At 61.2% G+C, this 26,115-nt stretch carries 21 protein-coding genes and 1 pseudogene; 9 read left to right on the forward strand and 13 right to left on the reverse strand.

What is annotated here, in order from left to right:
- Window positions 1-17: 17 nt before the first annotated feature.
- Window positions 18-1,400 carry a tRNA (N6-isopentenyl adenosine(37)-C2)-methylthiotransferase MiaB gene (gene miaB, locus SSPSH_RS01220; RefSeq protein WP_006913178.1) on the reverse strand — a complete coding sequence of 461 codons (1,383 nt, stop codon included), beginning with the start codon at window positions 1,398-1,400 and terminating at the stop codon, window positions 18-20.
- Between the two features lie 109 nt (window positions 1,401-1,509).
- On the reverse strand, window positions 1,510-2,256 hold the full coding sequence (locus SSPSH_RS01225) for a helix-turn-helix domain-containing protein (RefSeq protein ID WP_006913177.1): 747 nt from the start codon (window positions 2,254-2,256) through the stop codon (window positions 1,510-1,512).
- A 248-nt stretch (window positions 2,257-2,504) separates the two neighbouring features.
- Between SSPSH_RS01225 and SSPSH_RS01230 the strand changes: the two genes are divergently transcribed.
- The 3 genes from SSPSH_RS01230 to SSPSH_RS01240 all read left to right on the forward strand — a co-directional run bounded on the left by SSPSH_RS01230 (window position 2,505) and on the right by SSPSH_RS01240 (window position 4,684).
- Complete coding sequence (locus SSPSH_RS01230; protein WP_006913176.1) at window positions 2,505-3,185, forward strand: OmpW/AlkL family protein; 681 nt, start codon at window positions 2,505-2,507, stop codon at window positions 3,183-3,185.
- A gap of 519 nt (window positions 3,186-3,704) precedes the next feature.
- Complete coding sequence (locus tag SSPSH_RS17620) at window positions 3,705-4,187, forward strand: universal stress protein (RefSeq protein ID WP_006913175.1); 483 nt, start codon at window positions 3,705-3,707, stop codon at window positions 4,185-4,187.
- 53 nt (window positions 4,188-4,240) lie between these two features.
- On the forward strand, window positions 4,241-4,684 hold the full coding sequence (locus SSPSH_RS01240) for a universal stress protein (protein WP_006913174.1): 444 nt from the start codon (window positions 4,241-4,243) through the stop codon (window positions 4,682-4,684).
- A gap of 50 nt (window positions 4,685-4,734) precedes the next feature.
- On the opposite strand, the gene SSPSH_RS01245 is transcribed toward SSPSH_RS01240, so the two are convergent.
- From SSPSH_RS01245 to SSPSH_RS01265, 5 genes and pseudogenes are all read right to left on the reverse strand, one after another.
- Entirely contained in the window at window positions 4,735-5,328 is a 594-nt protein-coding gene (locus SSPSH_RS01245; protein WP_006913173.1) for a pyridoxine/pyridoxamine 5'-phosphate oxidase, read from the reverse strand.
- 134 nt (window positions 5,329-5,462) lie between these two features.
- Window positions 5,463-6,188 carry a Crp/Fnr family transcriptional regulator gene (locus tag SSPSH_RS01250; RefSeq protein ID WP_006913172.1) on the reverse strand — a complete coding sequence of 242 codons (726 nt, stop codon included), beginning with the start codon at window positions 6,186-6,188 and terminating at the stop codon, window positions 5,463-5,465.
- A 385-nt stretch (window positions 6,189-6,573) separates the two neighbouring features.
- Window positions 6,574-7,038, reverse strand: a complete 465-nt coding sequence (locus tag SSPSH_RS17625) for a pyridoxamine 5'-phosphate oxidase family protein (protein WP_021031268.1) — start codon at window positions 7,036-7,038, stop codon at window positions 6,574-6,576.
- A 226-nt stretch (window positions 7,039-7,264) separates the two neighbouring features.
- Window positions 7,265-7,813, reverse strand: a complete 549-nt coding sequence (gene ssb / locus SSPSH_RS01260) for a single-stranded DNA-binding protein (RefSeq protein WP_021031269.1) — start codon at window positions 7,811-7,813, stop codon at window positions 7,265-7,267.
- Between the two features lie 36 nt (window positions 7,814-7,849).
- A pseudogene (locus SSPSH_RS01265) lies at window positions 7,850-9,213 on the reverse strand (MFS transporter).
- A 288-nt stretch (window positions 9,214-9,501) separates the two neighbouring features.
- Here SSPSH_RS01265 and uvrA point away from each other — a divergent pair.
- Entirely contained in the window at window positions 9,502-12,474 is a 2,973-nt protein-coding gene (uvrA, locus tag SSPSH_RS01270; protein WP_006913168.1) for an excinuclease ABC subunit UvrA, read from the forward strand.
- A 395-nt stretch (window positions 12,475-12,869) separates the two neighbouring features.
- On the opposite strand, the gene pgeF is transcribed toward uvrA, so the two are convergent.
- Window positions 12,870-13,643, reverse strand: a complete 774-nt coding sequence (gene pgeF / locus SSPSH_RS01280; RefSeq protein ID WP_021031273.1) for a peptidoglycan editing factor PgeF — start codon at window positions 13,641-13,643, stop codon at window positions 12,870-12,872.
- Entirely contained in the window at window positions 13,636-14,613 is a 978-nt protein-coding gene (gene rluD, locus SSPSH_RS01285) for a 23S rRNA pseudouridine(1911/1915/1917) synthase RluD (protein WP_006913166.1), read from the reverse strand. Before rluD ends, pgeF begins: the two co-directional genes overlap by 8 nt.
- Window positions 14,614-14,729: 116 nt before the next feature.
- Between rluD and SSPSH_RS01290 the strand changes: the two genes are divergently transcribed.
- On the forward strand, window positions 14,730-15,641 hold the full coding sequence (locus tag SSPSH_RS01290; protein WP_006913165.1) for an outer membrane protein assembly factor BamD: 912 nt from the start codon (window positions 14,730-14,732) through the stop codon (window positions 15,639-15,641).
- Window positions 15,642-15,732: 91 nt separating this feature from the next.
- On the opposite strand, the gene SSPSH_RS01295 is transcribed toward SSPSH_RS01290, so the two are convergent.
- The 4 genes from SSPSH_RS01295 to sucC form a co-directional block, all read right to left on the reverse strand.
- Window positions 15,733-17,358: an NAD+ synthase gene (locus SSPSH_RS01295; RefSeq protein WP_006913164.1), complete on the reverse strand. Its 1,626-nt coding sequence runs from the start codon at window positions 17,356-17,358 to the stop codon at window positions 15,733-15,735.
- Between the two features lie 141 nt (window positions 17,359-17,499).
- The gene (locus SSPSH_RS01300) at window positions 17,500-17,943 is read right to left on the reverse strand and encodes a GFA family protein (RefSeq protein WP_161627791.1); all 444 of its coding nucleotides are present in this window, start codon (window positions 17,941-17,943) and stop codon (window positions 17,500-17,502) included.
- A gap of 345 nt (window positions 17,944-18,288) precedes the next feature.
- Window positions 18,289-19,158, reverse strand: a complete 870-nt coding sequence (sucD, locus tag SSPSH_RS01305; protein ID WP_006913162.1) for a succinate--CoA ligase subunit alpha — start codon at window positions 19,156-19,158, stop codon at window positions 18,289-18,291.
- A 55-nt stretch (window positions 19,159-19,213) separates the two neighbouring features.
- The gene (gene sucC, locus SSPSH_RS01310) at window positions 19,214-20,377 is read right to left on the reverse strand and encodes an ADP-forming succinate--CoA ligase subunit beta (RefSeq protein ID WP_040607260.1); all 1,164 of its coding nucleotides are present in this window, start codon (window positions 20,375-20,377) and stop codon (window positions 19,214-19,216) included.
- A 416-nt stretch (window positions 20,378-20,793) separates the two neighbouring features.
- On the opposite strand from sucC, the gene SSPSH_RS01315 reads away from it, so the two are divergent.
- From SSPSH_RS01315 to SSPSH_RS01330, 4 genes are all read left to right on the forward strand, one after another.
- Window positions 20,794-22,440, forward strand: a complete 1,647-nt coding sequence (locus SSPSH_RS01315) for a sensor histidine kinase (RefSeq protein WP_006913160.1) — start codon at window positions 20,794-20,796, stop codon at window positions 22,438-22,440.
- Window positions 22,427-23,851 carry a sigma-54-dependent transcriptional regulator gene (locus SSPSH_RS01320; protein ID WP_006913159.1) on the forward strand — a complete coding sequence of 475 codons (1,425 nt, stop codon included), beginning with the start codon at window positions 22,427-22,429 and terminating at the stop codon, window positions 23,849-23,851. The genes SSPSH_RS01315 and SSPSH_RS01320 overlap by 14 nt, the downstream gene beginning before the upstream one ends.
- 84 nt (window positions 23,852-23,935) lie before the next feature.
- A complete protein-coding gene (locus SSPSH_RS01325) occupies window positions 23,936-25,150 on the forward strand; it encodes a type II secretion system F family protein (protein ID WP_040607263.1) in 1,215 nt (404 codons plus the stop codon).
- Window positions 25,151-25,217: 67 nt separating this feature from the next.
- Window positions 25,218-26,099 carry a prepilin peptidase gene (locus SSPSH_RS01330; protein ID WP_006913157.1) on the forward strand — a complete coding sequence of 294 codons (882 nt, stop codon included), beginning with the start codon at window positions 25,218-25,220 and terminating at the stop codon, window positions 26,097-26,099.
- Window positions 26,100-26,115 lie beyond the last annotated feature (16 nt).

Raw genomic sequence — 26,115 nt, forward strand, 5'->3', positions numbered from 1 at the left:
GTTGGTGGCGCGACCGATCAGCCGGCCGCAGCGGCGAGCTCGGGCACGGGCGCCTGGTTTTCAGTGGTCACGACACGGCCACGCAGGGAATTGTCGAGCGCTTCCGTAATTTCGACCTCGATGAAATGACCGGCCATGCGCGGGTGCCCATCGAAGTTGACCCAGCGATTGGAATCGGTACGTCCAGCCATCTGGCCACCGCCTCGCTTGGATTCGCGCTCGACCAGCACGCGCTGGATGGTTCCGATCATATCCTGCATGTACTGGCGATTGAATTCGGCGATACGGGCCTGCAGACGCGCCAAGCGTTTCTTCTTGACCTCGCGCGGCGTGTCGTCGGCCATATCGGCCGCCGGCGTGCCGGGGCGCTTGCTGTAGACAAAGGAAAAGGCGGCATCAAAGCGCATGTCTTCGACCAGCTGCATGGTCGCTTCGAACTCGGCTTCGCCCTCGCCGGGATGACCGACGATGATATCGGTCGACAGGCTGATATCCGGACGCACCTCACGCAGTTTCGCAATGCGTTCACGAAAATGATCCGCCGTATAGCCACGTTTCATGTCCGCAAGCACGCTATCCGAACCGGACTGCACCGGCAGATGCAGATAGTTGGCCAGCTTGGGCACCCGCGCATAGGCCTCGATCAGCGCATCCGAGAATTCCAGCGGATGGCTGGTGGTATAGCGAATACGCTCGATGCCGTCGATTTCCGCGACGAACTCGACCAGCATCGCCAGATCGCAGATCGAGCCGTCTTCCATCGGCCCGCGATAGCCATTGACGTTCTGACCCAGCAACGTGATTTCCTTCACGCCCTGTTCGGCCAGCTCCGCGACTTCCAGAATCACGTCGTCGAACGGGCGCGATATCTCTTCGCCGCGCGTGTAGGGCACCACACAGAAGCTGCAGTATTTCGAGCAGCCTTCCATGATCGACACGAACGCGGTCGCGCCTTCGGCCCTGGCCGGCGGCATATGATCGAACTTGTCGATCTCGGGAAACGCGATATCGACCACACCGGCGCCGTTATCCTGGACGGCGTCGAGCATTTCGGGAAGCCGGTGCAGGGTCTGCGGACCGAACACCATATCCACGAACGGTGCACGCTCGCGAATCGCATGGCCTTCCTGGGAGGCCACGCAGCCACCGACGCCGATGACGATTTCCGGGCGCTCGGCTTTCAGCTCGCGCCAACGCCCGAGCTGGGAGAACACCTTCTCGGCCGCCTTTTCGCGAATCGAACAGGTGTTGAGCAGGATGATATCGGCTTCTTCCGGCGTATTCACGCGCTCGGCGTTGCGCTGCTTGCGCAGCACCTCGACCATCTTGGCCGAGTCGTATTCGTTCATTTGGCAGCCCCAGGTCTGAACGAAGACTTTGGGTTGGGTCGTGCTGGTCATGGCCCGTCCGGCCCGCATCGGGGCGAATTCAAGCAAGCCGCACAGTGTAAACGATCGCGCAAGGCACTGGCCTGCCGGCGGCACGGCCAGGCAGCCCCGCGCCCGATTGTCATGACTGGTCTGCCACCCACGCGCCGCGGCTCGAGCGTTCGCGCAACGCATCGCGATCAAGGATATCGACACGATTCTGCGACACCTTGATCACCCCGGCACGCTGGAGCCGGGTCAGCACCCGGCTGACGGTCTCCAGACGCATCGAAAGAAAATTGGCCAGATCCGCGCGCTTCATATTCAACGGAACAGACGAGGCCGGCATGCCGCGCAGCGCGCGGCGGCGGCTCAAGCCGAGCAACAGGCTGCTGATACGCCCTTCACTGTCCTTGCGGCCCAGGGTGAGCATCATGCGGCCGTCTTCGGAGAGCACCTGACTCATCAGCCGTACCAACCGCTGGCGCAGACTCGGCAACTCATCGACCAATGCATCGAGCTGGTCCACCGGAATCCGACAGAAATGGCTGGTTTCCAGCGCTACGGCGCTGCAATGGTGATGTTGGTCAGCGAAACCATCGAAACCGAGAATATCGCCCGGGTAATAGAACCCCAGTATCTGCTCGAAGCCTTCTTCGTCGATACGTACGGTCTTTGCCGAGCCATTGCGCACGGCATAGATATGCGTCAGGCCCTCGCCTTGGGCGAAAAGCTCCGTTTCTGCCAGCACCGGCGCACCGGAGTCCACCAGGCGCTCGAGTTTTTCGAGATCATGGCTATCGAGATGATCGGGCAAGCACAGATAACGTAGCGAACAGTGGCTGCACGTCTCGCTTAACTGCTGCATTTGCTGGGAAAGTGGCGCCATGTCCGGTTGCCTTGTTGCCGAAGCATAATAAATGCGTTTGTCAGCGCTAGCTTAGTTAAATAACGCCGATGTTTCAGACTTCTTTAATGGGAGGCCAATACATTGCAGCGCAATCGTTAGGACGCAACCTTTTGCGCGCCCCGCGGCGAACCAGCTTTCACTGCGATTGACCTGGATCAATACAACCACTTCACAATCCACCCAACCTGTTCACCAGACATCTACTACTACAGAACAGGAGCCCTGCCATGACGTCCTTCCCGCGTGCCGTAATCGCCCCCGCGGCCCTCGCACTGACCTCGGTATTCGTAACGGGCGTCGCCCAGGCCGAAGCCGGTGATTGGATCGTGCGCGGCGGCGTGACTTACGTCGCACCCAACGATGATACCTCAAGCCGTAACGGCGAACTCGCGCCCGCACTCCAGGGCACCGATGTCGCTGTGAGTTCGGAGCCGCAGTTCGGCGCGACCGTAGCCTATCTGTTCACAGACAACCTCGCCGTGGAGCTGCTGGCCGCAACGCCGTTCGAACACGACCTCACCCTGGACGGTGGTGCGCTGGACGGTGCCCCGCTTGGTGATATCAAGCACCTGCCGCCGACCATCAGCCTGCAGTATCGCTTCAACAGCGATTCGGCGTTCACGCCTTATGTCGGCCTGGGTCTGAACTACACGTTCTTCTTCTCGGAAGACGTGTCCGATGAAGCTCGCGCACTGGGCATCGAAAAAATCGAACTCGACGATTCTTTCGGCCCGGCCGCACAGGTCGGCGTGGACTACGCGCTCAACGACAACTGGCTGATCAACGCCGACGTGCGCTATCTGCAGATCGATACCACTGCGGAAGTGCGCACCTCGACCGGCAGCACCCATGTCGATGTCGATGTCGACCCCTGGGTTTATACGCTCGCGCTGGGCTATCGTTTCTAACGCGAATGCGGTTTCGGGATCGAGCCAATCGATCCCGCGTTACGGGGGCAGGCCAGGTGCCTGCCCCAGCGTCGTAACTTCGACGCTGAAAGCTCGGACTTTGCCCTGTAACTGCGCTAACGCAGAATCTAAGCAGGCGCTTTAGCTACGCGATGTCGATCGGCTGCACCCGCGTCGTTTCGACTGGCGCTTGTCGCCCCCACACTCTGCATGAGCGTACCGTCGTTGGCGCGCCCGGACGCGACCGCCAATCACATACCCCTTCTCTATCGCAATGCATACGGTGCGATGCCGCGCGTGACGCAGCCACGCTCTGCCAAACGCCACAATTGACGCGTTATACCGCACCGTGCCGCGATTAGGCATCAGGGTACGACGCTGCTGCTGCGCTGCACATTTCATCCATAAAAATAGCAACCTATTCGGCCCTTCAGCGAATTAACCGGCGTTTGATCCAGATCAACAGCTCTGCCGCCAACCCGCGCGATACTGCAGTCACCCTAAAAAGAGGAGATTGATATGTCGCAGACCATTCTTGTCCCGCTGGACCTCAATCAGGACGCCGTATTTGAAAGCGTCTTCGAAAACGTCAATCGCGTCGCCGCCAACACGGGCGCCACGATCATTCTGCTCAGCGTTATTCCGCAGATCGATGCCGGGGATTTCCCGTACGTCGGCACGGACTATGTAAAGAAACTCGGCGAGACCGCACACGCGCAACTCGAGCGTGTCGGCCAGCAATACCTGGGTGAACAGACCAACTGGCAGGTCGACGTACGTGTCGGGCCAGTCGCGCGCACGATCGTGCGTCGGGCCGATCACTTCGGCGCCGATCTTATCGTCATGGCATCGCATAACCCGAAGTTCTGGGACGTGCTACTAGGCAGCATCGCCAGCCAGGTGGTCAAGCATTCCCAGCACTCCGTGCTCGTAGTGCGTCAGAAGCGAGATGCGCATGCCGCCGATATTCATGACGAGAGCCGTGACGCACTGTCTGGCTGATAGAACGACTTCCGCCTGGAGTCGCGCCACCGACTATTCGAGCGAGTGCCGACATGAAGAATTGCATCCTCGTACCGATCGATCTATCGCACGAAGCGAATTTCGATTTGATCTTTTCGGCTACGACGACGCTTGCGCGTCGGCATAACGCAAAGCTGCATCTGCTGACCGTGGTACCCACCGAAATTTCGGTCTGGCCTTATGTGCCACAGAACTTCGTAGGCGAAGCCCAGAAACTGTCGGAGTCCCAGCTCGCCGAGCTGGCTCGCCTCGAGTATGCCGATGATATTAGCTGGACGAGCGAAGCGGTGATCGGCCCCATCGCCCAGACCATCGTTAAGCGTGCGCACGACATCGGCGCCGGTCTGATTGCGATCGGCTCGCATGACCCGAAGGTGCGCGATCTGTTGCTGGGGGGCACCGCGGATCGCGTACTACGACGTACGCGCTGCAGCGTACTCGTGCTGCGTCACGGCGATTGCTGGGAGTGGTGCTGAAAGGCGAATAGCCGGCCTGTCGAACGCCCGGGCAAAACCCGGGCGTTTTTTTATGGCTCCTGCACGGCGGATTGCCAACCGCCGTCCGGTGCGCGTTCGAAAAGCCGACGTGGGTGCAACCGATGCCATCCGGCGGCCCAGAACTCCAACCGCGTGGGCACCAACCGATAGGCAACCCAGTGCTCTGGCCGTGGCACCCGCTCGAAGTCGTAGGCTTCACGTTCGCGCTCGCGCCGTTCGAGAAAGGCGTCCGGATCACCGAAGACGGCATGCTGCTCTGAACTGCGGGCGGTCAACTGGCTCTCGCGCGAACGCTGTGCCCAGAGATGGTCGGCTTCCACATCGCCGAGCGCTTCGACCACGCCTTCGATATTGACCTGCTGTTGCAGCCCATGCCAGAAGAAACAAAGAGCCGCATACGGATGCCATTGCAGATGCTGCCCCTTGCCCGTATGGGCGTTGACGAAGAACACCAGCGTATCGTTATCGATCTGTACATTGATCGTGCGCACGCTTGGCTTGGCGAACGCCGGGTCCACCGTAGCGAGCGTCGCAGTCTGCGGATCTGGCTCGCCGCGGTCACGCGCGGCGGCCAGCCAGTCGAACAGACCGCGTACTGGATCTGAAATATCGGGTGCGTTCATACGCCATACCTCGCATCGAACTACAGTTTGCCTGGCGGATTCCTAGGTTCGCGCCACTGCATGCTTATCGCAATGCGCTCAACCTCTATGGAGGCTAGCGCGATCGCGGTGTCGGTTATTGATCCGAATCAACATCAGGAAGATGTGCCGGATTTGGCACTCAAGGCATGCCGCAGACGCTTCGGATTGGGCACTTCGATCGTGCGTCCTCCGCACAGCACGATCGTGCCATTTTCTGCGAGTTGGCGGAGCGTGCGCGAGAAAGTCTCCGCGCGAATCGCCAGGCGGCCGGCGATCGCACTTTTGGAGGTGGGCAGGCGCAGCCTGACCGGCCCGCTCGCACGTTCTGGAATCAACTCCAGGAGATAGTTGACGACACGATAGCGACTGTCCCGTAGCGTCAGCGATTCGACCTCGTCGAGCAGCCGCTCTATGCGCGCGGTCAACTTGTACATGACCGACATGCAAGTTTGAAAGGAATGCTGTATTTCGTCGAGATAATCGCCACGACTGATCGCTACAACACGGCTTTTTTCCAGCGCCTGCGCGCTTACCGGATAGCGCGGCGGGTGCATGAACAACACGCCCTCGCCAAAACTCTCACCGGTGCCGACCAATCCCATAATTTTTTCGTCACCGTCGATCGAGAGTCGATAAAGCTTTACCCGGCCGGCCAGAACGACGAAAAACGTATCGGCTGGGTCGCCACGATGAAAAAGCGTCTGCCCTGCAGCAAACGACTGGGTCGCTGCGCTTCGCACCAACCGCGCCCGCTGCACATCGCTCATGCCTTCGAGAAAGTACTGGTGCTTGAGCGCCTCTCGTATTTCGCGGGCGCCGTCGCCGTCGTTAGCTGCCATCTGGGAACTCGCCCCGACTGCGCCGAACCCACGTGCAAGCGCGGGCCGCGCTTGGCCCAGGCATGCCAGCACCGATCACGGCCGCTAAATACGGAAGCGCAAAAAATGAGTCAAAAATGAGCGTAGCGGCATCGATATGCCGCGCCTTGCTGAGCCAGATCACGATGACCGCGGCCCGATCGCCCCCAGATGAGCGCAACACCCTACCAAGCGTGATAAGACACGCCGTTGCGATGGGCTATAGCGAGGCGACACGACAACCGTGTATGAACGTGGTTTCATCGCGCGATAATGGCGCGCGGCTGATGCGAGCACATTGATCTGAGTCAATGCATCACCGCCCCCCGACGCCCAAGGGCACGGGGGACGCTCGTGCGTTACGCTATCAGCCCATCAAGTCACTGGCGTCGCGATCGCGCCATACCTGGGAAGACAGCGTCCAACCAGCCTCTGGCGGAATACGTCGGCCAGTAATTCGATAGATGGACAGACACAGCAGATACTCGGGCTTGCCGCCGACAAGCGGTTGGGGTCGCAACGCCTCGATATCGTATTTATCCACGACATCGAGCGTGCCGCGAATCATGACGCTCCAGGCCGACCCCCGCTGCTCATCGTGTCCGTCCACCTGAAATGTGGCCGGCTCACGCGCCAGTGCCGCCGTATGTTTTGCGCCCGGGCCAGTGCACACGAAAATACCGTCGCCATCGACGATATAATTGACCGGCAGCACTTCGGGGCTCGGGTCAGCATTGAAAGCGAGCCGACCAACCGAATGCGCGCGCAGCAACTGAAGACAGGTGCGCGTGTCGAGCACGCTCAAACGCCCGGGTTGCGAAGATTCCGACATGGCGATGCTCCAGCTTCGAATGTGCCAGAACGCCAGTCTGGAATAGCCGATACGCGCCGGCATTGATCTGAATCATCAAACCGGGCGAACCAGCCGCGCCCCGTTCTTTCGCAGCCACATTCTCCAGAGCGCTTATCCGTCGCGGCTACACAGGAGCGGGGCGGGCTATACGAGCACATCACGCAAGAACGCGATCGCAGGGACCGCGTTCTTGTTCGTCGCCCGATCAGAACGGGATATCGTCGTCCAGATCGTCGTCGAAGCCGGGATCGCCACCGGCCGGCTCGCGCTGGGGCGGCTGGTAGGACTGCTGACCGCCGCGGCCGCCGCCTTGGCTGCTTTGCCCACCCCCGTAACCACCGCCACCCTGCTGGGCCGGGCGTTGCTGCTGGCCGCCACCACCGCCGAACGGGGCGCTGCCACCGCCGCTGCCGCCTTTCGAATCGAGCATCTGCATTTCGTTGCCGACGATCTCGGTGGTATAGACGTCCTGGCCGTCCCTGTTCTGATACTTGCGGGTCTGGATACGACCCTCGACATAAATCTTCGACCCCTTGCGCAGGTATTCGCCGGCGACTTCCGCCAGACGCGCGAAGAACACCACCCGATGCCATTCGGTGCGTTCCTGCATCTCGCCGCTGGATTTGTCGCGCCAGGTATCGGAGGTGGCGAGATTGACGTTCGTCACCGCGGTGCCGCCGGCGGTATAGCGCGTTTCCGGGTCGGCCCCGAGATTGCCGATCAGAATCGCCTTGTTGATGCCTCTACTTGCCATTGCAACACTCCATCGAGTTAGGTCGGCCGGCTCGCACTAAGCCTGTGCGGGCCGCCGGGAAAATGCGTCGAGATCGACCTCGTCGGCCTGCGCGCTGTCGACTTTTATATAGGCCACGCCTTCATCGAGCGCAACCGCCGCTTCGACCACACCGGGCTGTGCGAGCAATTCGGCTTCCAGTGCCCGCGCCTCACCCGAATCGGCCACGGCCACACTGATCATGCGCGTGCGCGTAAAACGCGGCGGTTTCATGGTCACCGCCACCCCGAACCATAGCAGCGCCACGATCGCCGAGAAAATAAAGACCCCGGCCGGCCCACCGAGGCCATAGGCCCAGCCGCCGATGGTGCCACCGACGAAGATGCCGAAGAACTGCGAGCTCGAATAAACGCCCATGGCCGTGCCCTTGGCTTCGGCCGGCGCAGCCTTGGAAATCAGCGACGGCAGACTCGCCTCCATGGTATTGAAGGCGGCGAAAAACAGCGTTAGCACCACCACCAGTTCGACCAGGCTCGTATGCCAGGCCAGCAGCGCGAGCTGACTCAGTCCCAGCGTGACCACCGCGCCGACGAACACCGCCTTCATCTGGCGCTTGGCCTCGGCGAGGATAATCATCGGCACCATGATCATGACTGATACGGCCAGCACAGGCAGATAAACCATCCAGAGTTCGTTTTCGCCCACGCCGACGACATCGCGCAGCAGCACCGGCACGGCGATGAAGCTGGCGGTAAGCATGGCGTGCAGCGCGAATATGCCGAAATCCAGGCGCAACAGCTGACTATCGGTGAGTACTCGCTTGAACATGGCCGGTACCGCCCCCGTATCGCGATGCGATTGCAAGGCGTTTGGCTGCGGGGTGACGCGATACAGCACGGCAATACCGGCCAGCGCCATCACTGCGGTCGTCCAGAAGATGCCGGACACGCCGATTACGGCGTTGAGCAGCGGCCCGAGAACTAGCGCAAGCGCAAACGACAGGCCGATGGTCATACCGATTACGGCCATGGTCTTGGTGCGCTGTTCTTCGCGGGTCAGATCCGCGCCCAGAGCGAGAATGACCGAACCGACGGCGCCCGCGCCCTGCAGGATACGGCCAGCGATCACGCCGTAGATACTGCCCGACAGCGCCGCCACCACGCTGCCGAAGGCAAAGATCAGCAGGCCGATACAGATCATGCGTTTGCGGCCGAAGCGATCGGAGAGCATGCCGAAAGGAATCTGCAACAGCGCCTGCGTCAGGCCGTACGCACCCAGAGCCAGCCCTACCGTGAACGGCGTCGAGCGTCCAGATGCTTGGCATAGAACGTGAACACCGGGTAGATCATGAACAGGCCGAGCATACGCAGGGAGAAAATGCCTGCCAGCGAAAAGGCCGCCCGGGTTTCGAATCTGGTCATGAAGCAACTCTTGCCAGGTATGTATGCAATACCGGCGGCAGTACGACTGCATACCGTGCCTTTCGCGCGCCGCTTGTCGGTCACAGCGCGTGATCGAGCGGCATTCGCGAGTCACGTCACCACGTAACAGAGCACGAACGCACGGCTGCCAGGCCGTCGATCGGCAGGGCCAATCTGGGCGCGAATTCTAGCACAGGGCCCTAGGCGCGCTTTATGTAACGCTGTTTTGGGACGCGCTTGCGGCGCTGCGTATACTTGTTCGTTATCTCTTCTCATTGCGCCCGCTTCATGGACAGTATCCGCATTCGCGGTGCCCGCACGCACAACCTTCAAAACGTCGATCTCGACCTGCCTCGCAACAAGCTGATCGTCATTACCGGCCTGTCCGGCTCGGGCAAGTCGAGCCTGGCCTTCGACACGGTTTATGCCGAGGGCCAGCGTCGTTATGTCGAGTCGCTGTCGGCTTACGCCCGCCAGTTCTTGTCGATGATGGAAAAACCGGACCTCGATTCCATCGAAGGCTTGTCACCGGCCATTTCCATCGAACAGAAATCGACCTCGCACAACCCGCGCTCCACCGTGGGCACGGTCACCGAGATCCACGATTATCTGCGCCTGCTGTTCGCCCGTGCCGGTACGCCGTACTGCCCGGACCACGACGAACCGCTGACCGCCCAGAGCGTATCGCAGATGGTCGATCAGACGCTGGAAAAAGAGGCCGAATCGGCCTGGATGCTGCTCGCGCCGGTGATTCGCTCACGCAAGGGCGAGCATCGCGACATCTTCGAACAGATGCGCGGCCAGGGTTTCGTGCGCATGCGCGTGGACGGCGAAATCGTCGAAATCGACGAAGTGCCCGAGCTCAACCCGAAGGTGAAGCACGATATCGAAGTGGTGGTCGACCGCTTCAAAATTCGTGACGGCATCCAGCAGCGCCTGGCCGAATCCTTCGAGACCGCGCTGCGCCTGTCCGAAGGCATCGCCTGGGTTCTGCCCTGGCGCGGCGACGGCGATCCCGAAGTCTTTTCCTCGCAGTTCGCCTGCCCGGTCTGTGGCTATTCCATCAACGACATGGAACCGCGGCTGTTTTCGTTCAACTCGCCGCACGGCGCCTGTAACGCCTGCGATGGCCTGGGCTCGCTGGCCGTGTTCGATGTCGACCGGGTGATTACCGACGACTCCTTGAGCCTGGCGGGCGGCGCGGTTCGCGGCTGGGACCGGCGTAACCCCTATTTCTTCGGCCTGATCCAGTCGCTGGCCGAGAAATACGAATTCGACGTCGATACGCCCTGGCGCGATCTGCCCGAAAAAGCGCGCAAGATCATCCTGCACGGGTCGGGCCGCGAGAAGATCGAGTTCCGCTACGTAAATGCTCGCGGGCGCACACGCGTGCGAAAGCATGCCTTCGAGGGCGTGCTCGACAACATGCAGCGCCGTTATGCCGAAACCGATTCGATGGCAGTGCGCGAAGAACTGGCCAAGTATCTGTCAGACAAGGCCTGCCCCACCTGCGGCGGCGCCCGGCTGAACCAGGCCGCCCGGCATGTACGCGTGGCCGGTCGCACCCTGCCGGAAATCAATGCCGCCAGTATTGCCGGCGCTTACGAAATTGCCGAATCCCTGGATATCCCCGGCCATCGCGCCGAGATCGCGGAACCGATTCTCAAGGAGATCAAGGCGCGGGTGAAGTTTCTGCTCGACGTGGGCCTGAATTATCTGACCCTGTCACGCAGTGCCGAGACCCTCTCTGGCGGCGAAGCCCAGCGTATCCGGCTGGCCAGCCAGATCGGTGCGGGCCTGGTCGGCGTGATGTATGTGCTCGACGAGCCGTCGATCGGCCTGCATCAACGCGACAACCGCCGCCTGCTCAACACGCTCGAACGCCTGCGTGATCTCGGCAATACCGTCATCGTGGTCGAACACGACGAAGACGCCATCCGCGAAGCCGAGTATGTCGTCGATATGGGCCTGGGCGCCGGCGATCACGGCGGCCATGTGATTGCCGAGGGCAGCGCGGAACAGATCGCGGCCAACGACGAATCGCTGACCGGCCAATATCTGTCCGGCCGGCTTACCATCCCGATTCCCGAAAACCGTATCGCCTTCGATAAGGAACGGGTCATCCAGATCGACGGCGCCCGGGGCAACAATCTCAAGAATGTATCGGTTGCTCTGTCCATGGGCCAGCTGACCTGCATCACCGGCGTATCCGGCTCGGGTAAGTCGACGCTGATCAACGAAACGCTGTTCCCGGCAGCCGCACGCCAGGTCAACCGCGCGGTCGCACGTGCCGCGCCGATGACGTCCATCACCGGCCTGGAGCATCTCGACAAGGTCATCGATATCAGCCAGGCGCCGATCGGGCGTACGCCGCGTTCGAACCCGGCCACCTATACCGGCCTGTTCGGCACGATCCGTGAATTGTTCGCCAATACCCCGGAAGCCCGAGCGCGCGGTTATCAACCCGGTCGGTTTTCCTTCAATGTGAAAGGCGGACGTTGCGAAGCCTGTCAGGGCGACGGTGTCATCAAGGTGGAAATGCATTTTCTGCCGGATGTTTATGTCACCTGCGATACCTGCAAGGGGGCACGCTACAACCGCGAAACCCTGCAGGTGCACTACAAGGGCAAAACCATTTCCGACGTGCTGGAAATGCGCGTGGAAGCCGCGCTCGAGTTCTTCGCGCCCGTGCCCAGCCTGAAACGCAAGCTGGAAACCCTCATGGATGTGGGACTGAGCTATGTAAAGCTTGGCCAGAACGCGACCACCCTCTCCGGCGGCGAAGCACAGCGCATCAAACTCGCTCGCGAGCTGTCCAAGCGCGATACCGGACGCACGCTCTATCTGCTGGACGAGCCCACCACCGGCCTGCATTTCCACGACATCAACCAGCTGCTGAAAGTGCTGCTACGCCTGCGCGATGCCGGCAACGCCGTGATTGTGATCGAACACAATCTGGACGTGATCAAATGCGCCGACTGGCTTGTCGACCTGGGCCCGGAAGGCGGCGAAGGCGGCGGCGAGATCATTGCCACCGGCACGCCCGAGGCCGTGGCCGAAATCGAGGCCTCCCACACCGGGCGCTTTCTCAAACCCATGCTGGGTAATACCGCGCCGGGCACCGGGCATAACACCAGCGGCGACAAGCGTGATCTCGCCCTGCCGCCGAAGAAAGAGAAGCCGGAGAAGAAGAAGCAGGCGGCGAAGTCTTCTACAACCCAGCCCGGCACGCGGGCGCGCAAGAAGACGTCGAGCAACTAGCAACGATATGGACATCGTTAGCACGACGATTACTAGTGTTCTAACCGGTGTTCTCACCGGGCTTTATTCGAGCCTGATAATTACGAGGTTTGGTAGATTCGTAGCGCTTCGCGACGAGGCACTCCGACTTGTTCGGTCGGCGGTCTATATCGCTGAAGAGTCAAAGCTAAATTTTCCGCAGCAACCGGAATATAAGCGGATGGTTTTGATTAGTAGTGATTTTTTTGCCCTTAAGCACAGTAAAGCGGCAAACGAAATTAACGATCTCCATGGTGAGATATACAAAGCCACCCTTGAAGCGCAATCAGGTCAGCTAGATTTCAAGGCCTATGACCACGCATATACCGAGTGGCAGCGACGAATCCGTATGCTTAGGCCTAATTATCGCTCTTTGATTACGTTATATCCGCGTCTGTAGCTAAAGCTGGCCGTTGGCGCCAGATCAGGCTCGCCATGCGGCCGGTTTCCGGCTCGCGCCGATAGGAATAGAAACGCTGTGCATCGTCGATCGTGCACAGCCCACCGCCGTAGACGGCGTGCACGCCAGCCCGTTCGAGGCGCGCGCGGGCGAGCGCATAGATATCGGCCAGATACTTGCCGGGCGTGTCGCGAGCCACGAATGCCGACGCATCGGCCTCGGCGCGGTCGCAAAACGCCGAACGGACGTCTTCGCCCACTTCGAAGTTGTGCGCGCCGATCGAAGGCCCAAGCCAGGCCATGAGATTGGCGGGCGCCGCGGGTAGCGCCTCAATGGTGGCTTCGAGCACGCCGCCCGCCAGACCGCGCCAACCGGCATGGGCCGCGCCCCAGCAATCGCCGCGCGTGTCGCAGAACAATACCGGCAGGCAATCGGCCGTGAGTACGGCACATACGGCATCCGTACGGCTGGCCGAACTGGCGTCGGCTTCGCCCGAGGTATCGCCGCCCGCATCGACCACCCGCGTGCCGTGTACTTGATAAAGCCAGGCGGGCGCACTGGGCAGGGCCAACGCGTCACGCAGGCGTTCGCGGTTGGTCGCCACTGCCGCCGGGTCGTCGCCGGCCCGATCGCCCAGATTGAGGCTATCGAACGGGGCCTGGCTCACTCCGCCCGTACGCAGCGTGGTGCCAGCTTTGATATGGGCCGGCGCCGGCCAGTCGGCGGCCAGGAACCCGATCGCTTCATCCATCGCCATGGGCCTGGGCATCGGCGGCGAGCGCGGCCAGCAGCTGCTCGAAATCGTCGGGCCGGGGCGCGCTCCAGCTCATGTACTCACCGGTCACCGGGTGATTGAGCCCGAGCCGGCGCGCATGCAGTGCCTGGCGGCGAAAGCCCCGAAGCGCGGTGGCGAACGCGTCGCTGGAATCGCGGGGCACGGCCAGCCGTCGGCCATAGGTGGCATCGCCCAGCAACGGAAACCGGATATGGGCAAGATGCACGCGAATCTGATGAGTGCGGCCGGTTTCCAGCCGACAGCGTACGTGCGTGTGTGCCCGATACCGATCGATCACGCGGTAATGCGTGATCGCCTCGCGCCCCGACTCGCGTACGGCCATGCGCTTGCGGTCGACCGGATGGCGATCGATCGGCGCATCGACATGCCCGCCCGCGGTCATCACGCCTACGGCAACGGCCTCGTATTCACGCTTAACCGTACGTTCGGCGAGATCGGCGACCAGCTTTGCATGCGCGGCGAAGGTCTTGGCCACCACCAGAATCCCCGAGGTGTCCTTGTCCAGCCGATGCACGATCCCGGCCCGCGGCAAGGCGGCCAGCGACTCGTCATGATGAATCAACGCATTCTGTAGCGTGCCGTCGGGGTTGCCGGCACCGGGATGCATGACCAGCCCGGCCGGCTTGTCGAGCACGATGATCGCAGCGTCTTCGTGGATGATATTCAGCGTGATGGGCTCGGCGACCACGCGCGCGTCGTCCGGCTCGCTGGGCACGGTCAGGCGCACCGTTTCGCCGCCGGCCACCTTGGTCTTGGCCGGCGGATTTTCGCCGTCGACCGTCAAGGCCCCGTTGGCCAGCCAGCTCTGCAGGCGCGAACGCGAATAGTCGGGCAGCATGGCCGCCAGGGCACGGTCCAGGCGTGCACCGTAAAACTCTTCTGGAATCGGCGCCTCGAAATCAGGGGCGCGGCAATTTGCCGACATGGGCATTTCTCTTGGTTTGCGAACACAAAGCGTGACATGGCGTATCGCGCGACCGTATAGGTATACTCCGCGTTCGTTTTTGATCTGTCGACGTGCGGCGCACGTCCGGGACTGGCATGCGGAAAATCGTTCTCGCGCTTTGTATTCTGATGGTTCTTGCGATCACCGGTTGCGGCGGCGACAAGGGCGTCAACGAAACCGGCTACAGCGACGAGCCGCTGATCGACCGCGAGGGCAACAAGCTCGACTCGGCCGACGCCGGGCGTCTTTATGAATCCGCGCGCGAATTTCTCGTCGACGGCGATCCCGACCGCGCGCTGAGATTATACGCAGAAGTCCAGGCTCGCTTTCCGTTCTCGCCCTATGCGGCCCAGGCTGAAATGGAATCGGTCGCAGCGCATTACAAGGCCCAGGAATACGAGGCGGCGGTCTCGGCCGCCGACCGCTTCATCAAGCAGCGCCCGCGTAACGCGCATATCGATTACATCTATTATATTCGCGGCTTGTCGAACTACGATCGCAACGATCCCGGTCTGCTCGGCGGCGATCCGGACAAGCGCGACACCCGCTTTCTCAAGCAGGCGTTCACCGACTTCAACCTGCTGGTCGAGAACTACCCGCAGAGCGTCTATCGCAAGGACGCACAGCTGCATATGGTCGAAATCCGCAATCGATTGGCGGAATTCGAAATCAACGTGGCCGAGTACTATCTGCGCCGGCGCGCCTATGTGGCCGCAAGCCGGCGTGCCGATAGCGTAATCCAGCGCTATCAGGGCTCGGACTCCGTGCCCCGTGCGCTGGAAATCATGGAAGAAAGTTACGCAAAGCTAGGCCTGTCCGACCTGGCTGAAGATGCGCGCGCCATTCTGCAAGCCTCCTACCCGAACTACGTGCTGCATCGCGACGAGTTCTATCGCCAGCGTGCCGGCGAGACGCCACGCTACGCACTACCCGCGATGGATTCGCCCGCCAGCGAAGGCGAAGTAATCGACAGCGACGCCGATAGCGACGCGACGCAGGCTCAGTAGCATCGTATGCGATCGGCGGCGTTCAAGCCGCCGCCGTGATACTTAGGGTACGCACGAGGCCCCTAAGCGTTTTAACGCAAAACCAGGCTGTCTATAGATCGCCATAGACGGCGGTAATCGGATAGCGCCGGTCACGACCGAAGGCTCGACGAGTAACCTTCGGCCCCGGCGCGGCCTGACGGCGCTTGTATTCGTTGCGCCGGATCAGCCCTGCGACCTGACGGACATCGTCCTCGGCAAAGCCGCGCGCGCAAATACCTTCGATCGACTCACCGTCCTCGACATAGGCTTCGATGATCGGGTCCAGCACATCGTATTCGGGCAGCGTGTCCGTATCGGCCTGATCGTCGCGCAGTTCTGCCGACGGCGGGCGCGTGATCACACGCTCGGGAATCACATCGCCGCGCGTGTTGCGGAATTTCGCCAGTCGATACACCCAGGTCTTGTAGACATCCTTGAGCGGCGCAAAACCGCCGCACATATCGCCGTACAGCGTGGCATAGCCGACCGCCATTTCCGACTTGTTGCCGGTTGCCAGAACAACATGGCCGAACTTGTTCGATAGCGACATCAACAGTGCGCCGCGAATACGCGATTGCAGGTTCTCTTCGGCGGTATCGGGTTCGCGATCGCCGAACAGCGGTGCGAGCGTATTCAGCAACGCACTGAAACCATCTTCGATCGGCAGCTCGTCGTAGTGCACGCCCATGCGCTCGGCCTGATCCGCCGCATCGACGTTACTGATATCGGCGGTATAGCGCGACGGCATGGACACCGCCCAGACACGATCGCCGCCCAGCGCGTCGGCGGCGATTGCCATCGCCAGCGCCGAATCAATACCGCCGGAGGCGCCGATCAAGGCACCGGGGAAGCCGTTACGGTCGACATAATCACGCGTCGCACGCACGAGCGCATCGTAGATGAGCGCTTCGTCGGATTCCTCTGCCACGATCGAGGGGGTGCCTTGCGTACCAGACTGCGCCTGCGTATCAACACAAAAAACGCCCGATTCGAACGCCGGCGCACGCAGCGTCAGCTGGCCGGAACGGTCCACCGCGCAGGAACGCCCGTCGAAAACAAGCTCGTCCTGACCACCGACACAGTTCACATAGCAGATCGCGAGATCGTTGGCTTTTGCGCGCTGGGCGAGCAAGCCTTCACGCTCACCCTGTTTTTCGACATGGAACGGCGAGGCATTGAGATTGATCAGCACTTCGGCGCCGGCCGCTTTGGCCTGGGCAGCCGGCCCCTGCTCCCAGATATCCTCGCAAATCGTCACGCCGATACGGCGCTTGCCCAGCTCGAATACGCACGGCGCGTCACCCGAACGATAATGCCGGCGTTCGTCGAACACCCCATAGTTGGGCAGGCATTGCTTGCGATAATGGGCCACGCGCTCGCCGTCGCTTATGACCGCGGCCGCGTTGTAAATGTCCTCGCCCGCGTATTCCGGATAGCCCACAACGGCAGTGATGCCGGTTAGCTGTTCGGTAAGCAACGCCAATGCCGATTCGATCGCATCGGGCAGACCGCGCCTGAGCAACAGATCATCCGGCGGGTAGCCCAGCAGCGCCATTTCCGGAAACGCCACGATGTCCGCGTGGTCCCGATCGCGCGCGGTCGCCGCCGCTTCCATCATCTGGCGTGCATTGCCCTCGATATCGCCCACCCAGACATTGAGCTGGGCCAGTGCGATACGTAGCGAAGATTCGCCCATAGCGTGTTGAACCTCTCGACTCGTGCCGACACCTACTCGCGCGGCGCGATGTGCATGACAGGCGCCAAGGATACGCCAGCTCTTATCGCTTGTGGCCTATCTGCGACCCGTCGATCATTGCCCCAAAGCGGTTGGACGCATTCAGCCGCTCAAGCCCACCGCCGAGCCGTCGTCGCATTTCTCCAGATCGTCGTCGATATCGAGCACGCGCTCACGGTAGAACAGGTGCAACGTCGGCGCGAGTTCGTCCGGGAGCTCGCCGTCGTTGGCCTTGCGGAAGACACCGTGCGGAATCACCGGAATACCCGGCTTGTGCACGCCGTACATCATCAGGCCGCATTTGGGGCAGCCGTAACGGGTCATCTGCTTGCCGTCGGTTTTGTGCACGAACAATTTCGATTCGTCCGGCAGATCGACGTTCTCGTGCGCCCAGCCGGTGGCCGACAGGACGTCGACGTTGTAGAGATCGCGACAACTGCTGCAATGGCAATGCAGCGACAACTTCGGCTCACCGCTGGCCGTCATGGTGACGTGGCCGCAGTCGCAGCTGAGTTCGTAAGTCTTGCTCATTTCGATTGTGCTCAATTGAACTATTGGGCTTATTCGAGCATTTATGGGTGGGGTAACTCTATAACGTCGCGGTGAGGAGCTGCGGCATTGATTTAGTTAGCGAACCGATTGAGCTGTTTGGGCTTTTGCCACTCGCAAGTTTGTCGGACCTACGGTTTCGCACAGCCGTGCAAAACCCCAAGTCGAAATTCGCCGACACAGTTGATTCAAGACGAATCAACTTAAACCAAGCGCTGGTCTGCCCTTCAAGACCACGACACACAGCAAAGCGCCAGAACGGTCACCACAAAAAAGCCGACGCCGCAGGAGCGGACGCCGGCTTCGATCATCCAGCGGATGACGATGCAATCAATACATCGATCAGCCCAGGATTTCTTCCATCTTGCTGCCGATCTCAGCGGTCGAACGCACGGTGGCCACGCCTGCGGCTTCGAGCGCTTCGAACTTGTCGTCGGCCGTGCCCTTGCCGCCCGAGATAATGGCACCGGCATGGCCCATGCGCTTGCCGGGGGGCGCGGTCACGCCGGCGATGTAGGCCACGACCGGCTTCTTCATATTGTTCTTGATGAACTCGGCGGCTTCTTCTTCGGCGGTGCCGCCGATTTCGCCGACCATCACCACACCTTCGGTCTGGTCGTCGTTCTCGAACATTTCGAGCACGTCGATGAAGTCCAGGCCGTGGATCGGGTCGCCGCCAATACCCACGCAGGTGGACTGGCCGAGGCCGATGTTGGTGGTCTGGAAGACCGCTTCGTAGGTCAGCGTGCCCGAGCGCGAGACGATGCCGATCTTGCCCTGCTTGTGAATATGCGCGGGCATGATGCCGATCTTGCACTCGCCGGGGGTGATCACACCGGGACAGTTCGGGCCGATCAGCACGCTGTTGGATTCATCCAGCACCGAGCGCACCTTGAGCATATCCATGACCGGGATGTGCTCGGTGATGCAGATGATGGTTTCGATGCCGGCCGCTTCGGCTTCGAGAATCGCGTCGGCCGCGAACGGGGCCGGCACGTAGATCATCGTGGCGTTGGCGCCGGTTTCTTTCACTGCGTCCGCGCAGGTATTGAATACGGGCAGGTCGAGATGGGTTTCACCGCCGCGGCCGGGGGTCACGCCGCCGACGATGTTGGTGCCGTAGGCGATGCACTGTTCGGAATGGAAGGTGCCCTGGGAGCCGGTGAAGCCCTGGACGATGAGTTTGGTGTCGTTATTGACGAGAATGCTCATGATTTGATCCTGGTCTAAAGCGTGTTCGTGGGAAGATCGATCGAAAGCCGGGCGATTAGCCCTGGGCCTCGGCGACGACCTTCTTGGCCGCGTCGGTCAGATCCTGAGCGGCGATGAGATCGAAGTCGCTCTCTTCGAGCAGCTTGCGGCCTTCTTCGGCGTTGGTGCCTTCCAGGCGCACGACCACCGGCACGCTGATGCCGACATCCTTGGCGGCAGTGATGATGCCTTCGGCGATCAGATCACAACGCACGATACCGCCAAAGATGTTGACCAGAATCGCCTTCACGCCCTCGCCCGCGGTGATCAGCTTGAAGGCCTCGGTCACGCGCTCGGTGGTGGCGCCGCCGCCGACGTCCAGGAAGTTGGCCGGCTCGCCGCCGTGCAGCTTGACCAGATCCATGGTGCCCATCGCCAGGCCGGCGCCGTTGACCATGCAGCCGATGTTGCCGTCGAGCTGGATGTAGTTGAGATCGTGTTCGGCCGCCTGGGCCTCACGCTCGTTCTCCTGGGTGAGATCGCGCATGTCGGCGAACTCTTTATGCCGAAACAGCGCGTTGTCGTCGAAGTTGAGCTTGCCGTCGAGGGCTACGAGACCGCCCTGCTTGGTGGTGACCAGCGGATTGATCTCGACCAGCGAGGCGTCGCACTCCACGAACATCTCGTACAGGCCTTTCATGACCTTCACGAATTCGCCGACCTGCTTCTTGTCCAGACCCAGGAAGAAGCCGAGCTGGCGACCCTGATAGGCCTGAAAGCCCGCGGCCGGATGGATCGCGACCTGGGTAATCTTTTCGGGGGTGGATTCGGCGACTTCCTCGATATCCATGCCGCCTTCGGGCGAGGCGATGAAAGTTACGCGGCGGGTGGCCCGATCGACCAGCACCGAGAGGTAGAGTTCGGATTCGATATCGGCCGGCTTTTCGACATAGACCGAGTTGATCGGCAGGCCGACATCGCCGGTCTGCTTGGTCTTGAGTTCGCCGCCGATCATATCGGCCGCGGCCTGCTTGACCTCGTCCACGCTGGAACAGATCTTCACGCCGCCGGCCTTGCCGCGCCCGCCCGCATGGACCTGGGCCTTGACCACCCATTTGTCACCGCCGAGCGATTTGGCGGCTTCGACCGCCTCATCGGCGGACGCTGCGACCTTGCCTTCGCCGGCAGGTACGCCATAGCGCGCAAAGATTTCCTTGGCCTGATATTCGTGAACGTTCATGGCATCGCCTTTTTGCAGAATCAATTCGTCGAGATGCCGCGCATTGTCGCTCTTGAACTTCGACGCGACAACTTTGCCTGTTCGTCGCATCCAAGCGGCTCGGCGGCGTCGGCACTCGTAACGTATGATGAGACTACAATCAATCGCGGCTTTTTCGGTCGATTTCACGCCATGGCACGTCTGCTCGGACTCCTGTTAATACTCGGCCTCGGCTGGCTGGTCGTCAGGCAATTGCTCGGTCCACGTCGCAGGCCCAGTAACGAATCCACGCCACCGCGATTCGAGAAGACCGTGCGCTGCAGCCGTTGCGGCGTACATCTGCCCCTGGCCCTGGCACATCGGGATGACAGCGGCGCGCCCCTATGTAATGACGCCAACTGCAGCACGCGTCAGTCCAGAGATAAGTCCGCACGCTGATGGGCTCGCGCGCCGGTGTCGGTCTGATCCGCCATGCCGAGGACTGGCGGGCGATTACATCGCTGAACATGTATCGCAGCCTGATCAGCTTCGGGCTTGTCGGTGTTTTGTTGTTCGGCGTGGCCGAAAGCATGTTCGATGTCGAACTGCCGGATACCTTTCGGATCACATCGCTGTTGTATCTGGCGCAGTGCGCGCTCGGCCTGATCGCCGCCCTATTGCGCAAACCCGCCCTGCGCGTTCAGGTCGTTGTCGCCTGTTCAGTGGATATCGTCGTATTCACGGCGCTCACCCTTGCCAGCACGGGCGTATCGGGCGGGCTCGGCATGCTTTTGATTACGTCGGTGGCGGCAGCCGGAATGTTGTTGCCGGCCCGTCTGGCTGCGCTATTGGCGGCGTGTGCGGCCCTGGGCATTCTCGGCCAGGAGACGTGGCGGTCTGTCCAACTGCCGGCCGGGCAAGCCGAGTTCGTACAGGCGGGTATTCTCGGTGCGGTGTTTTTCATCACCGCGGGGGTCGCACACTGGCTGGCGCTGCGTGTACGCGAAAGCGAGGCTCTGGCCGCGGAGCGTGCCAGCGAGGTGCGCGACCTTGCCGCCCTCAACCGGCATATTATTCAGCAGATGGAAGTCGGTGCCGTGGTGGTGGATAACCGGCGCCATGTGCAACTGATAAACGACGCGGCCATTCGGCTGCTGGAACTCGAAGACCGTTCACATACCGGACGCGCGCTGACCAAGTTGTCGCCGGCACTTGATAGCGCATTGTCTCAGTGGTCGGCACACAACCCGGCCGCCAGCGAGATCATCCGTGCGGGGTCGCACGCACTGTTACCGGTGTTTTCGACGCTGGGCGCCAGTGATCAAGCCGGCGCGCTCATATTCCTCGAAGATGCGCTGCGCCAAAGCGAGCAGGCACAGCAGCTCAAGCTGATTTCGATCGGCCGCTTGTCGGCCAGCATCGCGCATGAAATCCGCAATCCGCTGGGTGCGATCAGCCATGCCGGCCAGCTGCTAGCCGAATCCCCTTCGCTGGGCCCGGACGACAGCAGAATGCTGGCTATCATCCATCGCCATACGCGCCGTATCGACGGCATCGTCAATAGCGTGCTCGGCCTTTCACGGCGCTCGCAGACATCTCGGCGTACACTGGCCCTATCGAACTGGCTCGACGATGCGATCGACGACTACCTGACCTATAACGATGACTCGCCGGATTTCGATGTCGACCCATTCGATCCGCAGCTGCAAGTCGAATTCGATCCCGATCATCTACGCCAGGTACTGTTCAACCTCTGGGACAATGCGCAATCCTATGCACGCCGCGACGGCGTCGTGCTCACGATTCATCTGAGCGGCCAGTGCAACCGTAGCAACCGCTTCTGTCTGGATATCCGCGATAACGGCCCGGGTATCGATACCGCAATTTTCAACCAGATCATGGAACCGTTCTTTACCACCACGCGCGAGGGCACGGGTCTGGGCCTGCATATCGCTGCCGAGCTGTGCGAAGCCAACGGCGCTCAGCTCATGCCTGTTGCACATTCCAGCGGGGCCTGCTTTCGTATCGTATTCGCTCATGTGCGCACGCCGTCTGCCCCGGCGGCCGCCTCACCCACGCCAAACAACGTTCATGACTTCGACTGAAACCGCGCCCTATGCCCTGATCGTCGACGACGAAGCCGATATCCGCGAGTTGGTGGAAATCACGCTGGCGCGGATGTCGATCAAGACGCTTGCGGTCGCGAACCTGACCGACGCGAAAGAAGCCTTTAACGGCGAGCGCTTCGACCTGTGCCTTACGGACATGCGCCTACCCGACGGCGATGGGCTCGATCTCGTGAGTTTCATCAGCGACAACCATCCGCACTGCCCGGTCGCGGTCATTACCGCTTATGGCAGCGCCGATAGTGCGGTTGCCAGCCTCAAGGCCGGCGCGTTCGACTTCGTGTCCAAACCGATCGACGTGGCGGGCCTGCGCGCGCTTGTGGCGCAGGCGCTCAAACTGGCCGGCCTCGATAACGACGCGCCGCCGCACCCCTCCCTAGACGCCTCGCCGCGATTGATCGGCAATACGCCATCGATGCAGCAACTGCGCGAAACGATCGGCAAACTCGCGCGCAGCCAGGCGCCGGTCTATATCACCGGCGAATCCGGCACGGGCAAGGAACTGGTCGCCCGCATGATCCATGCGGAAGGCCCGCGCATGGGCAGCGCTTTCGTACCGGTGAACTGCGGCGCGATTCCGTCGGAATTGATGGAGTCGGAATTTTTCGGTTATGTGCGCGGCGCTTTTACTGGCGCGATGCGCGATACCTCGGGCCTGTTTGCACGCGCCGACGGCGGCACGCTGTTCCTCGACGAGGTCGCGGATTTACCGTTGACGATGCAGGTCAAACTGCTGCGAGCCATTCAGGAACGTGCCATTCGTCCGGTGGGCGCGAACGATGAGACGGCGGTGGATGTGCGTGTGATCTGTGCCACTCACCGCGATCTCGCTGCAGAAGTGGCGCGTGGCCGTTTTCGCGAGGATCTCTACTACCGGTTGAACGTCATCGAGGTGCATGTGCCACCGCTGCGCGAACGACGCGCCGATATCGCGGCCCTGGCCGGGCGCATTCTCGAGGCGCTGTCGCGCAAACTGCGCCTGCGTCATTCACCGACGCTGGCGCCCGACGCACTTGAGGCACTGGAGCAGTATACGTTCCCCGGCAATATCCGCGAACTCGAGAATATTCTGGAGCGCGCAGTCACCTTAAGCGAAGATGCTGTCATCGAACGTCAGTACTTGCGCCTGAACTCGCCGCTTCTGGAGGGCCATGCGCGCGCCCAGCCGGCGCCTGTCGAGGCCCATCCCGCTACCGAAACGAGCGCGGTTAGGGCTGTGCCCGCTCTGGATACCAGGGTCGGCCTGGAAACCCAGCTCGAAGCGCTCGAGCGCGAGCGTATCCAGGACGCACTGGAAACGTGCCACTACAACAAAACCAAGGCGGCCAAGCATCTGGGTATCACGTTTCGCGCATTGCGCTATCGTCTGGCCAAGCTGGGGATGAATTAATAACGGTTGCCGCCGATAACCCTCTATGCGGCATACGGCCACGTCGATCGACGTTCAGCAGCACGGGATATCATGGCAAGCACGATGAGCGAGAACCAGACATTCTTCTGGATCGGCACCGACCGAAGCGGCGCGCGTATCAAGGGCCAGACCGATGGCCCGAACGAAGCCATGGCCAAGGTCGCGCTGCGCAAACAGGGCATCAACCCGATCCGCGTACGCAAGCAGACGACCATTTTCGGGCTGGGCGGCAAGCGCAAGAAAAAGATCAAAGCCGGCGATATCGCTATTTTCGCGCGCCAGATGGCGACCATGCTCGCAGCCGGCGTGCCCTTGGTGCAGTCACTCGAGATCATCGCCAAAGGTGCAGACAACCCGTCGCTCGCCGAGCTGGTAGATGCGATTCGCAAGGATATCGAGGACGGTATTCCCCTCGCTCAGGCGCTTTCGCGCCACCCGAAATATTTCGACGATCTGTTCGTGAACCTCGTCGATGCCGGTGAAAAGTCCGGCGCGCTCGAATCGCTGCTCGACAAGATCGCGACCTACAAGGAAAAAACCGAGGCGATCAAGGCCAAGGTACGCAAGGCGCTGTTCTACCCAAGCGCGGTGATCGTGGTTGCGATCATCGTCGTGGGTATTCTGCTGTACTTCGTGGTGCCCCAGTTCCAGTCTCTGTTCCAGGGCTTCGGCGCCGATCTTCCCGCCTTTACGCTGCTCGTAATCAGTTTGTCCGAGACCGTCCAAGCGTGGTGGTGGCTGATCATCGGCATCATCGCTGCGGCGTTTTACGCGTTCTTTCAGGCGCGATTACGATCTAGATCGTTCAGGCGAATGAACGACCGGCTTGCGCTCAAGCTGCCGGTGATTGGCGATATTCTCTACAAGGCCGCGGTCGCGCGCTTTGCGCGTACGCTATCGACCATGTTTGCAGCCGGCGTGCCGTTGGTCGAGGCCATGGATTCGGTCGCGCGCGCGTCGGGCAATATCGTGTTCGAAGAGGCGATTCTGCAAATGCGCGATCAAGTCTCGTCGGGCGTACAGCTGCAGCTTGCAATGAACAATACCGGTCTGTTTCCGAGCATGGCCCTGCAGATGGTCGCCATCGGCGAGGAGTCGGGTTCGCTCGATGCCATGTGTGCGCGTGTTGCCGATTTCTATGAAGCCGAGGTCGACAACCAGGTGGATTCGTTGTCGTCGCTGCTCGAACCCATGATCATGGCGATCATCGGCGTTCTGGTGGGCGGCCTCGTTATCGCCATGTATCTGCCGATCTTCAAGCTCGGCTCGGTCGTCTAGACCGCTATTCTCCGGGCAAGCGCATGATGCACCGTCCGACTGATTGCAAGAATTCGAATTAACGTCGATGCAGACACTATTCGCCGAACAGCCGGTCTTTTGCTATATCGCAGTCGCGCTGCTCGGTCTGATCGTCGGTAGCTTTTTGAACGTTGTCATCCTGCGCCTGCCGCGCATGATGCAGGCCGAATGGCGTGCCAGCGCCGCAGAAATTCTGAATCAACCGGTCGCCGTTAGTTCGCGTAGCCGTGTGTCGTTATCGCAGCCTCGCTCGGCCTGTGGCCGTTGCCAAGCGCCGATCAAACCCTGGCACAACATCCCGGTTCTCAGCTTCATGCTGCTGCGGGGTCAGTGCGCGAATTGCGCGCATCCTATTTCGCTGCAGTATCCGGCCGTCGAAATTACCAGTGCTGTAATGGCCGTGATCGTAGTGGCGGTTTTCGGCATGACGCCGTTCGCCGGCTTCGCACTCATCTTTACCTGGACGCTCATTACAGCCGCCATGATCGACGCGCAGACACAGTTCCTGCCCGATGCGCTGATCTTGCCGCTACTTTGGCTCGGGCTGCTGATCAGCGTCGGCCAAGACGCCGGTTTTTCTCTCGTCGATCCAACGACTGCAATCATTGGCGCGGCAAGTGGTTATATGACGCTATGGCTGGTATTCCAGATCTTTCGCCTGGTCACAGGCAAGGAAGGAATGGGCTACGGCGACTTCAAACTATTAGCCGCGATCGGCGCATGGTTGGGATGGCAGGCGCTGCCCATGGTGTTGCTCATGTCATCGCTGGCCGGCGCAATCGTAGGCGGCGCCCTCATGGCTACAGGTCTGCTCGAACGCGGCAAGCCCATGCCCTTCGGTCCCTGGTTGGCGCTTGCCGGCTGGCTGACACTCGTTGCAGGCGATACAATCGGCGGCGCGTATTCATCGCTCGCCGGTTTGAACTAGTGGCTATGAGCCACGG

It is taken from the genome of Salinisphaera shabanensis E1L3A (assembly GCF_000215955.2).
GTDB lineage: Bacteria > Pseudomonadota > Gammaproteobacteria > Nevskiales > Salinisphaeraceae > Salinisphaera > Salinisphaera shabanensis.